A 16,776-nucleotide genomic window follows, 5' to 3' on the forward strand; every position below is an offset into this window, starting at 1 on the left:
ATAAAGCATAGTATGTTCCTTATAGTATGTAATTTTCTGTAATGCAAATCTTTCTATCGTACTATGTTTGAATAGATACGGAAGGAGCAACGGAATGCGCCTCACGTTTTTACGGCGCTACCGATGGCTGGTTGTTGGTATGGGTATGTTTCTGCTGCTGGTGCTGGTGAGCGCATGCGCAGGTGTGCCTATTACCACAACGACCACCAATACAGCATCAGGAGCGACAACTCCCACAGCAATATCCAGCACCACGCCCGGAGCTAATCAACAGACGGCAATCGCCATTCCAGGCAGCATTCAATTGACCGGGCCGGTCATGAGCGTGAACGCCTCCACGATCGTTGTGCAAATGCCTGATAGACCGCTGACCATGAGCACTCCCCCTCAAATGGATCGCTCGCACAATAAACATGGCTTACCTGCCGTTGGTCAACTGGTCAAGGTGGATACGAACTTTGCCAATGGTGCCTTTATTGCCACAAAGCTAGAGTCAACCGATGCCAAAGACGCACAGGACCAGAATATTGTCCAGTATCAGGGACAGGCACTCAGTCCGGTTGGGGCCGATAACATCTTGCACTTCGGCGTCGGAAACGCGACCTGGGATTTCCAGATCACTTCATCAACCGTGCTGGACAAGTTTGACAACAACGCCCAGAAAATCCAGGCTGGACAGAAGCTGAAAGTCAAAGTGCAGTTTAGCGGCTCGAATGGGACCGCGCTCAAAATAGAGACTGATAACTGAGGTCTAGCGGAACCGCGCACCATCTTTCCTGACGAGCAGCGCCCGAACCTCTTCAGGCGTCACGACGGCAATATCGCCCGCGATACAACGCTTGAGGGAGGCCAGGGCGTTACCGAAGCTCAGGGGCGTCACGCCATAGCGTTCATACACTTCTTGATAGAGCGGTCCATCGAGGCAGGCGTAGAGATAGCCAGCATCGAAGGCATCGCCCGACCCAAAACGGATGGTGCCTTCGGTTGGGAAAATAGGAGCTGTCGCATAGACTCCATTGCGCAACTCTGCCGATCCCTCGCTGCCCAGCGTCAACACCAGCGTTTTCCCTTCTCCGGCAAAGCGTTGGGACATTTGCCTCAAGATCTCTTCAGGTGTTCCCGTAATACCCCAGAGTTCGGCGGCATCGGCGCGGGCACAGAATAAAATACGTGCCTGCCGACATGCCTCCTCTGTGCCCTTTGCCGCCTCAGTGGGCGACCAGAGCTTGGCGCGATAATTCACATCGAACGAGAGCGGCACCTGGTGCTCTCGCGCACGAACCAGCAAACGCCGAAAGACCTCGCGCGCCCCCTCGCCAATGCCGGGGGTAATGCCGGTCAAATGCAGCATTTTCGCCATATCGACCAGATCATAATTGACAGCATCAGGATTGATCAGAGCGCAGGCAGAATTTGCACGATCATAATGTACCTGAAGGCCCAGCGGATTGACCGCCTCCTCCGCATAGAAAGTACCCAGTCTGGCAGAGTCTCCCGCCCACACAATATGCCGCGTATCCACGCCATGACCGCGCAGTTCGGTCTCTACATGCCTGCCAATCGGAGTGGAGGGCAGCGCCGACATCCAGGTGGCATCCAGGCCCAGACGAGCCAGACAGGATAATGTATTCGACTCAGTTCCTCCCACATAGACCTGCAAGACAGGTGTCGTTTCCAGCCGCACACCTCCCGGCGCAGTCAGACGCAGCATCGTCTCACCAAAACTCAGTACATCGATAGCCATACTATACCTCTTTCTTCTCAACCAGCTAGCTATTGCCGTATTGCTCACAGGGCTTTCCAGTTCTCCGCTCAAAGGGGTGCAGGGTCTCCCTGCCGGGGTCTGGGGTGTCCCCAGTTTCCTTCCCTCCTTCGCGCGCCGCCTGCGACGGCGCGCAAAAGAGAAGAAAAAAGGTTTTTGCGGGGACACCCCACACCCCGGCAGAGGGCTGCCGCCCTCTGCACTCCCGCTAGATGGGAGAATTGGAAAGCCCTGGTATTGCTCAGGCGATCATTGTTCCCATGATATAATTTGGGAGAGATGGGTAGCAAACATTTTCTAGACAGAGAGATTTGACATCAAGATGGCAAACAATATTGAACAGATATTACCTCCACGCAGTCCGATCGCGATTGCGCGCCTGGACGACCTGAGCGAGGCGATCGCGATCAGCCAGGCATTGTTAGAAGGCGGCATTACACGGCTGGAATTTACATTGACGAATGCAGATGCCAACAGTGTGATTACGGAGGTGCGACGCGAATTTGGCGACCGGCTCGTTGTGGGTGCTGGAACGGTTCTCGACGCGGAGCAGGCTCATGCTTCGATAGACGCAGGGGCGCAATTCCTGGTCACACCCGCCCTCCTGCCACATGTCATCACGGTTGCGCGAGAACGTCAGATCCCCATCGCCTGCGGAGCCTACACGCCCACCGAGATCCTCACCGCCTGGCGTCTGGGAGCGGATCTGATCAAGGTTTTTCCCGCCAGCTCGCTTGGTCCGAGCTACATCAAAGACGTACATGGGCCGCTCCCAGACATTCCGCTGGTTCCGACAGGTGGCGTCAACGTCAACAACTGCGCTGCATTTCTCGCCGCCGGAGCATACACAATCGCAATCGGAAGCCAGCTGGTCAGCAAAGAGATCGCTCGCAAGAAGGATTGGGCAGGCTTAACGGCCCTGGCTCGCCAGTATATCCAGGCTTGTTCCTGACATATATTTTCAGCACATCGTAGCGACAATCCCTTGCGGTTGTCGCTGTTGCTTGTTCAGCCCGCGACAACCGCAAGGGATTGTCGCTACATGGGAGAAGATCATTCCAAATGGAGGTTATGCATGAGCGACGTTGAACATGTATTGACGATTCATAATTCATTGGGTGAGGGGCCAGTCTGGAACGCCGATGAGCAGTTGTTATACTGGGTCGATATCAACAATGGCTGTTATTTTCGCCTCAATCCTCTAACAGGCACGCACGAAAGAATCGATGTTGGCGTGAAAATTGGCGTGCTGGCCCTGCGTGCCTCTGGTGGTCTCGTGATGGCGGTGCGCGATGGCTTCGCTTTCTGGAACACACAAGAGCAAAAGCTGAGCTACATCGCCAAACCCTGGGAAGGTCTACCTCATGTGCGCTTCAATGACGGGGCCGTTGATTGTGGTGGACGTTTCTGGGCGGGGACGATGAACGAAGACGAGACGGGCGAGATACTCGGAAGGCTCTGGCGACTCGATCCCGATGGCTCAGTTCACGAGATGGAAACCCTGATAGGCACCTCCAATGGCATCGGCTGGAGTCCCGATAACAGGACAATGTATTTCACAGATTCGCGCCTGCATATTATTTATGCCTACGACTTCGATGCTGCCACCGGCGCTATTGCCAGCCGCCGCACCTTTGTTCACACGCCCGATGAGGTAGCTGTTCCCGATGGTCTGACCGTCGATAGCGAGGGCTTTGTCTGGAGTGCTTATTGGGATGGTGCTAAAATTGTGCGCTATGATCCAGATGGTGGAGTTGAGCGCGTGATTGCAACTCCGGCACTGCGTACAACGGCCTGCACTTTTGGCGGTCCCAATCTGGACGAACTCTATATCACCTCTGCCTGGACCGGCCTGACCGAAGAGCAGAGGACACAATATCCGCTCTCCGGCGACCTGTTCCGCCTCAAAACGAACTTCAAGGGGCTACCGAAATATAAATTCGGCGGCTAACTGCTCTCCATATCTCTTTTGAGACACGAAACCGCTCAAATTGAGCGGTTTTTCCTTTTACAACATGAAGTGTTGACGTGTTGTTGTGCGTCGATGCGAAGAGTGGTATGCTTGAAGAATAGACGCATACTACAGCAAATATACTATCTCTTTGAGCAGACATTATGAGGGGTTGCTATGCATATCCAGATCCCATACGGCAGCACACAACGCAGCATCGATATTCCGAATAATGCAACAGTGATACGTACACGCGAGACGCCGGCGCTGACGAACGAAAAGGCCGCATTCCAGGCCGCACTACGCAAGCCAATTGCCAGCGCGCCCCTGAAAGCGCTGGTCACGCCACAGGATCGCGTCGCCATCATCATCTCCGACATTACCCGTCCCACGCCCAACGAGCGGATCGTGCCCTGGTTGCTGGCGGAGCTTGCCCATGTGCCACGCTCGCAGATCGTGATTCTCAACGGCACCGGCTCGCATCGTGCCAACACGCGAGAAGAGTTGATCTCCATGCTGGGCGAACAGGTGGTGGACACAGTTGAAATCGTCAATCACGATGCCTTCGCTCCCGAAACGCTGGTCTATCTGGGCGAGAGCGCAACGGGCGTGCCTGTCTGGATCAATCGCCGCTATGTCGAGGCCGACTTTCGCATCGTCACAGGCTTTATCGAGCCACACTTCTTCGCAGGTTATTCAGGAGGCGCGAAAGGAATTATTCCCGGCCTGGGCGGTATTCAAACGATCCAAAAACTGCATAACGCGGAACTGATCGGCCATCCCCTCGCGACCTGGGCAATCTTGAACAACAACCCCGTACAGCAGGGCATTCAGGCTGCGGTACGGCTTAGCCCGCCAGAGTTTATGGTCAACGTCACGCTCGATCAAAAACGCAATATCACAGGCGTCTACGCTGGCGATTATCTCAAGGCGCATTATGCTGGTTGTGAACAGGTGGCGCGCATGGCGACCCGGCCAGTCGATGACTTTTTTGATATCGTGATTACCAGCAACAACGGCTACCCGCTGGATCAAAACCTGTATCAGACGGTAAAGGGCATGACAGCAGCGGCCCAGATCGTTCGTCAGGGCGGCGCGATTGTGGCAGTGGCAGAATGTCGCGATGGCCTGCCCGATCACGGCAATTATAAATCGCTCTTGCAGATGCGCTCGACCCCTGCCGCTCTGCTGGAGATGATTCAGGAGCCAGGCTTCCTGGAGCATGACCAGTGGCAGGTCCAGAAGCAAGCGCTGGTGCAATTGCAGGCCGATGTCTATCTCCATTCCAGCCTGTCCGACGATGTGATACGCGCCGCTCAATTGATTCCGGCACCGGACCTGCAAGCGACCATCAATCAGTTGTTAACCACATACGGTCCCCAGGCACGCATTGCAGTGTTGCCTGAAGGACCGGTGACGGTCCCCTATGTAGCGGAAGGTAGCAAAGTGTAGGGCAGATCGCTACCACTCGACCGGCAAATGTTGCAGACCAAAAACGATATAACTTGGCTTCACATCAAGCGGGATGGCACTGGGAAACGTCAAACAAAAGGGAACGTCACAGCCTGCACAGTCGCAAGCATGTGGCGAATATCGTTGTAGTGTTCGTCAGCGACGGGAGCGAGACGGCGAATCAAACCCTGCTGCAAATCCTGGATGGCTGAGGGATCATGATGCATCTCTGCCAGGGCAGTACGCAAGCGATCTTTGAGTCCTGCGTCAAGCCGTTTCGCCACTACGACGGGCGGCATCGCGGATGGACCGAGCATCGCAACAACGCGCAATTGAGTTGCCAGCGCAGGATTTTGCTGTAGCACGACATCAAGCACATGCGAATCAATCGCAGTTGCATCTGCCTGTCCATCGCTAACCAGTTGAAGTGAGTTGAGATGTGAACCAGATTTGACGCGCCGACCGAAATAGCGCGGGGATTTGTGGCGTTCCAGCAAACTATAGCAGACAAGATTGCAGCCCGAATGCGATGCGGCCTCATTGTAAGTCCAGGTGCAGCCCTGCAAGTCGTCAAAAGAAGTGTAGGAACTATCACGGCGCACGATTACATCGGAGAAATAGATGGGCCGATCTTGATAGCGGTCGCCCAGTAGCACGGGAGCCGCCAGTAGCTCGACAGGGCAATTGGCCCATTGCCGCATACGCACATACAACAGCCCACAGAGAAAACCTGCGTCCGCCTGCCCATTTGCAAACTCATCCAGGGATTGGCCTGTGTGCAGCGTTGCAGGCAAACCCAACGTTTGCCCGGCGTAATGGGCAATCTGCTCATAGGTGCTGTGCAAAATGGGCGAGAGAAAATTGGCGAACCGTAGCGTCTCGACAGGCTGTTGCTGCATATGCACTTCCTATCCGTTAATCTTTCCAGTCGCTCAAGAATTGTTGATCTTTCTCATCTACCTGCGTCCCCAGCATGGGATGCAGTTCCATTGCAGGCGAATACTTGCTGGCGGGAACCGTGCGACCCAGCGCCTCGGCCATTGCTCGCACATAGTGAGGCGCACCACCACAGCAGATGCCGATGTAGTTGACGCCCAGCGCTTGCGCCCTACGAGCAAAATCGGCCATCTCAAAGCGGGTCAACAGGAACGGCTCCAGGCCGATGGGGAAGGAGCGCTGTCCGTTAAATTCCAGCGCCTCAAAGGTTGATGCCTGTTCAGTTGTGCGGTACGGGACGGGCTGCGCCGCGACATAGCAGGAGACCGATTTTCTTATCTGCTCGATGAGAGGCAGCATTGTTGCAGGGCCGCGATCACAGTTCAGGCCGACGATATCCGCGCCATGATCAGCCAGGATCTTACAGGCTTCCACATAATCGTACCCGTCGCGCGTCTGCGTTGGCTGCACTGTTGCCAGCGTGATCATCGCTGGCAATTTGAGTTCTTTGATGACCTCCAGGCCAATCAACGCCTCGCCAAGATAATCGTTGGTTTCGGCAATGACAAAATCGATCCCCTCTTCAACAGCCCAGGCGAGTTGCTCCTCATATTGTGCTCTCACAACCTTTGCCGTCTCCTTCGCATTATCAGGGTCATAAGCCCATGTATTGCAGATATTGCCAGCCACGAGTGCATCGCCCTCACGTGCAACCTCGTTGGCAAGCCGAACCGCCTGCCGATTCATCTTTTCGAGATCGTTCTCGCGGCCCACATCCTTGAGCTTCTCGCGATGAGCATAGTAGGTCAGCGCCACCATAACCTCGCAGCCAGCGCGCAAATATTCGCGATGCAGCTCCTTGACGGCATTGGGGAAATCCAGTACGACTTCGGGCACATAGGGACCGGCCTTAATATAGCCGCGCCGCTCCAACTCAAACACATAGCCCTCACCACCAACAACGACTCCATTTGCGAGGCGTTCCAGCACGCCTCTCGTTGTTCTTTGACTCATAGATGCTCCTCCTGTAGCTCTCGTGGTAGTAGATAATCAAAACGTTATGCAAAGCGTTGCGGGGAAAAGCGGCTGATATCGTAGACCGTACCGCCCTCTAAGGCCAGTTGCATCAAGGTCTGACCGATCCAGGGCGCGTATTTATAGCCGGTTCCGCGCCAGCCGACGCCGACATAGATATGCTCAAAGCCGGGTGCGTTGCCCAGAATAAAGTTATCGTCGGCCACCAGATCGTAGAAGCACTGATCGACATCCTGCACATCCACCGCCTGAGCATCGCGCAGCACGGGCATGCACTCTTCGACGAAGCTATGGACATCGTGAATGTGCGTCGAGACCACCTGAGCGTCGGGGGGATGATAAAAGCCGATTTTGACGCCCTGCGTCTTACCCTCGTAGATGGGATGCCCATAAATGCCCACATCCAGGTACGCGAAGACGGGCAGCGAGTCCGTCGTAAACTCGGCGCGGCGAGCGGCAGGTGGGAAGAAGTATTTGCACTGACTGGGACGATCAGGAATGAGGGGAAACTGCACAGAACAACCCTCGATCTGCTTTAATAGCTCGTTCGTGCCCAATCCCGCCACAATAATCACCTTCGCTGCCAGTAGTTCGCCGTTATTCGTCGTCACCACAACATGATCGTCCCGCTGCCGAATCTGCGAGACCTCAACCTGCTCCTGAATATCAACCTGCCGCTCGCGCAAAGCGGAGAGGAATGTGCGCGTCACCTCCGGCACATAGAGCATGCCAGCCTCAACATCCAGACGGCCAAGATCAACATCAAACTGTGGAAAGCGCTGCTGTAGCTCATCAAAAGAGAGCGCCTCGGCCTTCAGTTTCAAATCGGTCAAGATCTGGAAGCTTTGCACTGCATAAGTTTCGGACAGATTGGGCGTCACATTCGATTTGGCGATATTCAAGCAGCCACAATCGATTAAGAAAGGCTCGGTGGCGTGCTGCTGCAATTCCAGCCAGAGTCGACGCGCCTGATATGCGAGGCGAGCATAGAGCGGATCGAGGTAATCATTACGGATAGAGCGTGTGTAACTAAAAGAGGCCGCTTTTTTGTTCTCAACACCAATCGAGGCCTTCTCCAATATGGTGATCTTCTGAGTAAAGTGTGAGGCGTAGTAAGCGGTGGAGAGGCCCATCACCCCTCCACCAATAATGACAAGATCCTGTACTTTCTGCATTTCCACCACTTTCCTTTGTTAAACACAACACGATGAGTATACCTGCTCCTGTACGTGTGGGCGTTGCCCGTTGCCTGGAAAGGTATAGTACTTCGTACCACATAACGCCATTTTTCCACCAGCCAACCCTCCAGGCAGAGAGCCGCTATGTAGGCGTATCCACTCGTAATAGTGTGGAGATAGCTCATAGGCCGCGTGCCGATGCGCGCCAATAGTATGAAAGTGCGACTTAATCTCCAGGCTCTTCAAGATCACCAGGTTATACCAGCGCCCGGCACGCAATTCCAACGAAGAATAGCTCAACAATCCGGGAACATGAGTTAGTTCGGACAGCATGTCATAATCAGCAGCATCCAGGCGGTCTACAGTTTCTGGATCAGCGTTCTGTTGTCTGCCACTGACAAACCCGACAAAAGCCAGGTCGTGCTTTTGCAAGAGCAGCTGAGGTTGATAGAGAAGAATGCGATGGGTACGACGCTGGCGTTCATTGAGATAATAGCTCCAGGGCAACGAGGCATCTTCTAACTGGCCTGGGGCCTGTAACGTGACCCGCACCTGCTGGGCCATATATTTCAAAACGACAAGATCCTGTTTGCTTTTTTGGAGGGGCAAGACAACTTTTTGGTCCTCTGTACTCTGATAGGATGACTGATTCTGATTCACCGGTCGGCTCCTTTTATCTATGGTAAAGCAACCCACATGGGCATACGCATGTAAGTACAACTTAACGTTCTCTGTACGAGAATACGATAATGCGCGCAACTAAGAGGCGAGAACGCCCGCGCATAGAAAAAGTCGTGTGAAAACTTTACTCTGGATGCAGAGGATTAACAGTGATGCATACAGTGGCACATACAATGGGAGCAACCGGGAGCATGGGTGGAAGAGCAGAAGAGGGGGCGTTGGCAAGCTGGAAGAACAGCACTGGATGAGGCGTCAAAATACACAAATGAAGTTACAGTGTTCGCAGCGGTAACAGAGAGCCGCTGAAGGCGTGTCTTTTGCGACACCAAGCGCTCAGTTTGAGCGTCAAGACGACCGATGGCCCAACCACGTCTACTAGAGAGGCGAGCAACGTCGTCCGAAGAAAGATTGAGTGAAACGAGTTGCATCAGTATGTCTGCTCCTGCATAATAAGATATTCGGCATCCTTACCTTGCGCCATTGGTGAGTAACAGATGTTACTAATATTGTAGGGAGACAAGCGCAGTTTGTCAACGCCATGTCAACAGATGTAATCTAAATAATAGATAGAATACACATAGAACAACTGTCTCACTATGCCGTTCTTTGAGCGCAAAACCAGCTCATCTCAGGCGACAAGCCGGTCGAAGGATACAGCTTTTGTGATAATTTTCAGCTTACACTTTCCGAGTAGCGCTCGATCCATTCGGCAAAGATGGGCATCGAGATGTGATACTGCCCATCCTGAGTGCTGAGCAGGTCGCGCTTGAGCAATTTTTGCAAAGCACGCCGGGTAGCCGCTTCATCAAGCCCACCATCCTCTTGAATTTGCGCGAACATGCCATTGCCTGAAGCCTGTACGACTCGTATATAACGTCGCTGCTCCGCGTCGGTGCGATCCCACATATCGCGGAAATAGTCGCCCCACTTCTGGAACAGCTCTTCCACCGCGTTTGTCACATCAGCAAGCTCAGCTTGAATACGCGTGGTAGCGTTCAAGTTTGTGATAATGATAGAGCAAATGGCTTGCGTGAGAAAAGGATGACAGCGCGTCATCTGCATAATCTTGCTGACCACAGGCTCCGCAAAGACCTGCGTGCCCGGGAAATCCGCCAGCGGCTCCACAATCAGCTGCCGGGCCTCATCGGGATGCAAAAAGCTCACCCTCAACGTCTCGACATTGACAAAATAGCCAGCCCAGTTGCCACCCATATCGCTCACTATCTTCACTCCGCTAAAGAGCAAGGCCACGCGCGAGTGATTCTGGATGATGCTGCGAAACCAGTCCAGCAGCAAGGCCAGATCAAGATGCTGCTTGCCGCCCGCCTCTTCCAGCTTCTCAAACTCGTCGAAGGCCAGTAACAGCACATGATCCTCCCGCTCCAGGACGCGCTCGACTTCTTTCAACCAGCGCCCGAAGCGATGATAGACAACTGCCTCGTTATCGCGCAGATCCTCTTTCAGTTGCTCATAGGAGAGTTCTTTGATCAGCATCCCTCTGGTGATTAACAGCTCATAGATCCCCTCAGCGATGGCGGCCAGCAGCGCGGCGATACTGGAAGCGATGCCTGTACTTTGTAGATCGTAAAAGACTGGCAAATAGTGCGATCCCAACAGGTCGGGCAACTGCTTGAGAATGCTGCTCTTGCCCATCCGTCGCTCGCCGGTCAGAAAGAAGGTAGGACGCCGACTGCGGCGGAGCGCGTCGCTGAGTTGATGGGCCAGATCTTTCCTCCCAACAAAGAGCGGATCATGCCTCTCCAGCACCAGACCAGGAGTGTAGGGGTTTTCGATCTGCCCAGCGCGATCCGTCGAACGCTCCATATACTCCTGCTCGCGCAACGCCACAGTATTCCACGTATGCACCACCTCATCAAGCATGCGATTGAGGGCGGTCTCGCGAAACGTGTTGAGTGGATAGATCCTCTTCAAATTGGCCTTCATGCTCTCCAGCGCATCATAGCGAGCCTGCCACTTGAGGCGCGCGTAATAGCTGACGGCATCGCGGCTGGCATCCTCGATATGGCGAAAGACCCTCGCCACCAGCGGGTCCGCCTGCCGAATCTCCACTGGCAACAGGATTGAGAGCCTCTGATGCACATGGCTGATATCGCGCAGACTCTCTCGCATACTCAAATCGAACAGCGCGATTTCCAATGCTGCTGCTCGTGCCGCTCCGCTCTGCTGAGAGCGTTCATGCACGATGAAATCAATTTCTTCAAGGGCCACCTCAACATTCTGAGTGGCTGCGATGAGCAAAAGGGCGCGCACATAGGGCAGGGGCAGAAAGACCACTTCGTCACAATGCAGCGCACAATGTTTGAGATGATAAAAGACCAACGCTGGTTCTCGCTGACTGAGCAGGTATGATTTGATCAGCGAGAGGGCATCGAAGGGATAGAGAGGAAGGCGATAATAGCTGAAGAGATAGCCGCAGAAAAAAATAGCACTGGTCATCAGGCCATTGCTTTCACCGGAAGCCAGTGCGTCGTTGATGTGGTGTGATGTACCGATGGCAACAGCTCCCACCTGCAAACCCACCGACGCGCCCAACGCACCAGCCACCGCGATGCCTGCGCGAATGCTCATATCGATAGCCTCGCCCAGGCGGGGAGAACGCGTCCTGATAATCGCTCCCACCACAAAGATCAACATAATAGCCGACAGACCGCCGATCACGGCCCCGATAATCGCTCCGAGCAACCCTGGACCATGCAGACAATCCACCACCAGCCCGACCCAATAGCTGGGAAAGATCGAGATAGCGACCCCCATCACCATGCTGCCAACAGCCACAATCACCGATGCCAGCGCCGCTCCCCGCACGCCTCCGCGCTTGACCACCCAGCCGCTATTAAACGTCAAACCCAGGATCAGGCCCAGGATCAGGCCAATAATAGCGGCAATAACAAGATCGGGCATATCGTAGGTGACAATGCCTCCACCCAGGCTGAAGGCCAGCCCAAAGGCAATACCATACACCAGACCAAACATGCCGCCTAGAAATCCACCGGCCAGACAGCCCAGCACCGCCTGCCAGGTCGTCTCAAAAACAAACGGGAAGACATCGGACTGCCAGAACATCGACCATTGTATATGGAAGTCAGGATACCATGCCGGAACGGTTGCATAGAGGATAACTCGTATCAGAAGTGCCAGTGGATAGGTCCAGCTCAGCATAGGTAACACCAGGCGTAGCATCAGAAACATGCGTTGTGAGAATTGCTCAACCTCGATGTCCTGACGAAATCCCGCCGGTTGAAAAAAACAACGTAAGAGCCAGATAAGCGGCTCATAATACCAGTAGCGCCAGAATTGTTTCCATCGTTGCATTAAAATACTACTTCCTTGTAGATCTCCTCCAGGCGTTGCTCAAAGCGTTGCCAATATTTCGCACCGTCTCCACGCAGACCTCGCTCTTCCATCAACATCTTGCCGACCAGTTGCAGCCGTAAAGCTGGCCACTCCTGCTCGCTCTCTTCCCCATATTTCCACAGGCACTGGCATTCCTGCTCCGTAAAATTGGCCTGCTTGCTCTTCTCCTGAATGAAATCTGCCGCCTCTTCATAAGTAAACGGTTCTAAGGTCACCTGTTCAAAAATATTAAAGAAGCCGCTGGTTTCGACATCTTTGCCAACAACCAGGCTCAACGGCTGGCGACTGATCGTAATCAATACGAGGCCATAGCCGTGCGTCATCGCTCGCAGTCCACGAAAAAAGTCGAGCGTAAATTCTTTTCTATCACCCAGGCCTTCAAATTCATCGATACAGAGAACAGGAACCGTATTACTGGTTTTTAACTTTTTGAGGCCTTTTTCGAGCATTACCAGATCACTATTACCCGTAGCAGGTAAGGCCAGCACTTCCAGAACTTCGCCGACGAAGCCTTTCACCGTCTTACAGCTGGGCATTGTGGCATCAAGATAGCCAGTAAGGAAGCGAGAACCAAGTTCGTGTGGGGCAACCAGGCGCAAATAATCGACCAGCCAGGTCTTCCCAATGCGGCGCGGCCCCACGACCGAAGTTGAAGCTTTGCGGTAGGTACGATTGAGCAGGGTATCGCGCTCACGCTTCCTCCCATACAACTCGTCTGGCTCAGGCAGCGGCTCGTTAAAAAGAAAACAGGTTTCTGAGCGAGGCAAAGATGCACGCTTGCTTTGTGCTGGAGAGGCAGAAGCAGAGGGCGAGGAGGCAGAGCGAGGCGAGCCGATGCCCTCCTCGGGCAGTAACCCAAGCGCCTGAATACTCTGGTCATACAGAACACTAAGTTTCTTACGAAAATAACGGCTGGGGACAGTGACCCCACTTTCCCATCGGCTGATCGTTACACTTGTCGTGCCGATCTTCTCAGCCAATTCTTCCTGTGTCCATCCATGAATTTCTCGTGCGGTTCTCAATAAATGATTGGGAACCGCCTCGCGAGGTCTTTTCACTGCCTGGACCCCTTCCTAGAACGCGCTAATGCTTTTTAACAAAAGATGTTGGGAGAAAAATACCCGCGCTACACCAGATACAAGGGTTAAAGAGCATCACATTCACCACCATCTCGGCCTTCCCATGATAGGCAAGTGACAAGTAGTTGATAACAATGATATTCTACCATCTCATCCCTGACCTGTATACTGTACAATGTGGTCAAAGAGAGATTTTTAGACTGCAATTTGCAAAAAAGGCGAAAATAAGGCGGGCGGCTTTATAATTCCTAAAGCAGTAATTTCTAAGCTACAATTTCTGAGCTACAATTCATTCTATGAAAGAGGATTCAGCCACCAAACACTTTTTTATACCACATGCATTGTCTCGACAGGTTCCAGGAACGCGTATCATCTACATTACTCCCCTCCATATTCATCCCATCAGCGAAGAAGAAAAACGGACCCTCGCATGGATTACCACCCAGTTAGGGGAAAAAGCGTGGAAGAATGCAATCATCATTTTTATCCACGAGCGGAGAACGAGAAGAGTCTGGAACCTGGCTGCCATGCTGAAACGGCGCTCCGATATATTGCGCCTGGCTATTGCTGCCCACGTGGGCTGGGATATAGCCAGTAGCATCGTCACCATTATTGTCAATGCCCCGGAGAATCCTCTCACCGACAGCCAGCTCTGGCTCAAGCAATACTCACCCTTTGCCAGCACTTACCACCTGATTGAAAGCGGCACCAGGGAGATGATCCCGCTGACCGTCACTCCGTCACAACCACCCTGTCCTTCCGAACAAACGCAATCCACGCCTTTACTCCCACCCCATTACTTCATAACATTTATATATTTCTACTTATCTTGCGCCCTGATTGGTACTTTTGGTATGTTCATTACAGGCATATCGGGCTATCTCATAACGTTCATCCTCACCCTTTTGCTCTGGATGCTCCTCACCATTCTTCGCATGCTGCGATAAAGCTACTATGCATTACTTGATACTGTTGAGTATAAACGGCGATAGAACTCTACAACTTCGAGCTTTGCTGGCAAACCCGCAACCTGTCCGTCCCCTGGCTCGATAATCATCCATTGCCCATCATGACGACGAGCGATATCCAGCGTAAAAAAGCGGCTGTGTACCGATTGCGCTATTGAGCAGAACAATGGCAACGGCAGCGCATCATTGCCATAATCGCCCTCATCCCAATAGGGCGTGGCACTGATCAGTTGTCCTTCACAGAAGAACAGGCGGTATTCTTTGATGAGCGGCATTCCGCTCTTTGTATGGATCGTTAGCGGTTCAAACTCCACAAATTCGCGGAAGACCAGCCCCTCGTTCAACTCTTCGCCTTGCAACTCTAGAAAACGCTGTGTAATGCGCTCCACATCAACCCTATCCGATGCGCGAGGAATATAGCATGCCTCAAACCATTCATGCTTTCTGGACTTCACAAAATCTTTTAGCAGCACTGGCCTATCGCCAAAGGGCACCAGCAGGCACATGATTTCATCCAGATCAAGAGTTGAGGTCAGATTGAGCCAGGTCGAACGGGGAGTATGTGACTCGATGAGAGGGTAACACTCCGGCAAGTAGTGGCAATGACGATACGCGGCGAGATCATTGATCAGCACAACGCCCTTCTCGCTCAAAACATGATACAACCGCTCATACGCTTCCGGTCTGAGCATCCAGCCACGATAAATAGCGAGTTCTTGCTCTCCTGGCACAACCCGCCAAGTGGCTCGCAGTTCATCCTGCTGCTCGACCAGCGCCTCGTAACGTATCAGCGCAACGGTGAAACCGGCCTGTTCAGCAGCGGCAGCTTCGGCTGCGTAGGCTGAATCTGGTACGGATGGCTGAAAGGGATCAGCACAGAATATAATACGCATTGCTCCCCGACGCATTAAGAAGAATATAGATACTATATAATAACATCGTTACATACACACTCAGCAAAGGAGTTACGCATGGAGGCCATCACCCGGCCACGTATCAAAATCTGTTGCATCAGCAGCGTCCAGGAGGCACATCTAGCGATTCGGTACGGGGCCTCAGCTCTGGGGCTTGTTTCAGCTATGCCCAGCGGCCCTGGAATCATCACAGAAGAAGAGATCGCCCGCATCGCCGAGACCATCCCGCCAGCGATCGCCTCCTTTTTATTGACCAGCCAGCAGGATGTTGACAATATTATCACACAACAGCGGCGCTGCCGGGTCAATACGATACAACTGGTGGATAGCTTGCCGGAAGAGGGCTATCCGCGCTTACGCGAGGCGCTTCCTGGTATAGCGCTGGTGCAGGTGATCCATGTGCGCGGTCTCGAAGCGCTGGACGAGGCGCGGCGCATTGCTCCCTATGTCCATGCGCTGCTGCTGGACTCTGGCAATCCCACGCTCGCCGTCAAAGAACTGGGCGGGACCGGGCGTGTGCATGATTGGGAAGTCAGCCGGATCATACGCGAGGCAGTGGATGTTCCCGTCTTCCTGGCCGGTGGATTGAAAGCGCAGAATATACGAGAAGCAATTCAACGCGTGGGCGCGTTCGGCCTGGATCTATGCAGCGGCGTGCGTACCAATGGACGCCTTGACGAAAGCAAATTGGCGCAGTTTTTTCAGAATATGGATAGGCAATAAGTACAACGCAGGAGAGACATCATGTTGACGACCCAGCTTTTCACGTTTCTGGGCATTATTACGGTACTGACAATTACGCCAGGGGCGGATACCATGCTGGTGATTCGCAATGTAGTGGCGCGTGGACAGCGTGCAGGCTACTTGACGGCTCTGGGGATCTGTTCGGGCCTGTTCATCCACGCCACGCTCTCGGCGCTGGGGCTATCGGTTATTCTGGTGCGGTCGGCGGCCATCTTTGAAATCGTCAAGCTCGCGGGTGCCTGCTATCTGATTATCCTGGGAGCCTGGTCGCTCTGGCAGATGATCCGCTCACGCCATCATACAGAACCCGCTCCCACCCTCGCAATCCAAACCCCACAAGCAGTGGGTGGCTGGCGTTCCCTGCGCGAGGGACTGCTCACCAACGTTCTCAATCCAAAAGTCGCGATCTTCTATCTGGCCTTCCTGCCACAGTTTATCAATCCGGGCGATCCTATCCTGCTCAAGTCGCTGCTGCTGGCTGGCCTGCACTTTGTTCTGAGCATCCTCTGGCTCGCACTCATCTCAACGTTTCTGGGACGGTTGCGCGGCTTTATTGCTCGACCAGCGGTACAGCGTGGGATAGAAGCGGTGGCGGGAACGGTGCTGATCGCGTTTGGCATTCGTCTGGCAACGACACAACGCTAGATCAACAGATAGAAAGAGAGGGCCGCAATGCTCCTGTCACGGCCCTCTCGCTTGAA

The 16,776-nt window shown here is 53.6% G+C and carries 15 protein-coding genes; 7 read left to right on the forward strand and 8 right to left on the reverse strand.

From position 1 onward, the window contains the following. Positions 1–94 precede the first annotated feature (94 nt). A complete protein-coding gene (locus K3T83_RS13770) occupies positions 95–748 on the forward strand; it encodes a DUF5666 domain-containing protein (protein WP_220203541.1) in 654 nt (217 codons plus the stop codon). 3 nt (positions 749–751) lie between these two features. On the opposite strand, the gene K3T83_RS13775 is transcribed toward K3T83_RS13770, so the two are convergent. After that, positions 752–1,744, reverse strand: a complete 993-nt coding sequence (locus K3T83_RS13775; protein WP_220203542.1) for a sugar kinase — start codon at positions 1,742–1,744, stop codon at positions 752–754. A 340-nt stretch (positions 1,745–2,084) separates the two neighbouring features. On the opposite strand from K3T83_RS13775, the gene K3T83_RS13780 reads away from it, so the two are divergent. The 3 genes from K3T83_RS13780 to larA all read left to right on the forward strand — a co-directional run bounded on the left by K3T83_RS13780 (position 2,085) and on the right by larA (position 5,165). Then, positions 2,085–2,714 (forward strand): bifunctional 4-hydroxy-2-oxoglutarate aldolase/2-dehydro-3-deoxy-phosphogluconate aldolase, encoded by a 630-nt coding sequence (locus K3T83_RS13780; protein ID WP_220203543.1) that lies wholly within the window; start codon positions 2,085–2,087, stop codon positions 2,712–2,714. 123 nt (positions 2,715–2,837) lie between these two features. Next, a complete protein-coding gene (locus K3T83_RS13785; RefSeq protein ID WP_220203544.1) occupies positions 2,838–3,713 on the forward strand; it encodes an SMP-30/gluconolactonase/LRE family protein in 876 nt (291 codons plus the stop codon). A gap of 177 nt (positions 3,714–3,890) precedes the next feature. Then, entirely contained in the window at positions 3,891–5,165 is a 1,275-nt protein-coding gene (gene larA, locus K3T83_RS13790) for a nickel-dependent lactate racemase (RefSeq protein ID WP_220203545.1), read from the forward strand. 89 nt (positions 5,166–5,254) lie between these two features. Here larA and K3T83_RS13795 read toward each other — a convergent pair whose 3' ends face one another. From K3T83_RS13795 to K3T83_RS13820, 6 genes are all read right to left on the reverse strand, one after another. Further along, positions 5,255–6,064: a phosphate/phosphite/phosphonate ABC transporter substrate-binding protein gene (locus tag K3T83_RS13795; RefSeq protein WP_220203546.1), complete on the reverse strand. Its 810-nt coding sequence runs from the start codon at positions 6,062–6,064 to the stop codon at positions 5,255–5,257. A gap of 16 nt (positions 6,065–6,080) precedes the next feature. After that, on the reverse strand, positions 6,081–7,115 hold the full coding sequence (locus K3T83_RS13800) for a homocysteine S-methyltransferase family protein (protein WP_220203547.1): 1,035 nt from the start codon (positions 7,113–7,115) through the stop codon (positions 6,081–6,083). 44 nt (positions 7,116–7,159) lie between these two features. Then, positions 7,160–8,311, reverse strand: coding sequence for an FAD-dependent oxidoreductase (locus tag K3T83_RS13805; protein ID WP_220203548.1), 1,152 nt, complete (start codon positions 8,309–8,311; stop codon positions 7,160–7,162). Positions 8,312–8,329: 18 nt separating this feature from the next. Continuing rightward, a complete protein-coding gene (locus tag K3T83_RS13810) occupies positions 8,330–8,974 on the reverse strand; it encodes a hypothetical protein (protein WP_220203549.1) in 645 nt (214 codons plus the stop codon). A 693-nt stretch (positions 8,975–9,667) separates the two neighbouring features. After that, entirely contained in the window at positions 9,668–12,328 is a 2,661-nt protein-coding gene (locus tag K3T83_RS13815) for an AAA family ATPase (protein ID WP_220203550.1), read from the reverse strand. After that, entirely contained in the window at positions 12,328–13,428 is a 1,101-nt protein-coding gene (locus tag K3T83_RS13820; RefSeq protein WP_220203551.1) for a helix-turn-helix domain-containing protein, read from the reverse strand. Before K3T83_RS13820 ends, K3T83_RS13815 begins: the two co-directional genes overlap by 1 nt. 317 nt (positions 13,429–13,745) lie before the next feature. Between K3T83_RS13820 and K3T83_RS13825 the strand changes: the two genes are divergently transcribed. Further along, positions 13,746–14,396, forward strand: coding sequence for a hypothetical protein (locus tag K3T83_RS13825; RefSeq protein ID WP_220203552.1), 651 nt, complete (start codon positions 13,746–13,748; stop codon positions 14,394–14,396). Positions 14,397–14,401: 5 nt separating this feature from the next. On the opposite strand, the gene K3T83_RS13830 is transcribed toward K3T83_RS13825, so the two are convergent. Next, positions 14,402–15,310 (reverse strand): ATP-grasp domain-containing protein, encoded by a 909-nt coding sequence (locus K3T83_RS13830; protein ID WP_220203553.1) that lies wholly within the window; start codon positions 15,308–15,310, stop codon positions 14,402–14,404. A gap of 78 nt (positions 15,311–15,388) precedes the next feature. Between K3T83_RS13830 and K3T83_RS13835 the strand changes: the two genes are divergently transcribed. Continuing rightward, positions 15,389–16,054: a phosphoribosylanthranilate isomerase gene (locus K3T83_RS13835; protein ID WP_220203554.1), complete on the forward strand. Its 666-nt coding sequence runs from the start codon at positions 15,389–15,391 to the stop codon at positions 16,052–16,054. Positions 16,055–16,075: 21 nt separating this feature from the next. Next, positions 16,076–16,720 (forward strand): LysE family translocator, encoded by a 645-nt coding sequence (locus K3T83_RS13840; RefSeq protein ID WP_220203555.1) that lies wholly within the window; start codon positions 16,076–16,078, stop codon positions 16,718–16,720. Positions 16,721–16,776 lie beyond the last annotated feature (56 nt).

Source organism: Reticulibacter mediterranei (assembly GCF_016587455.1).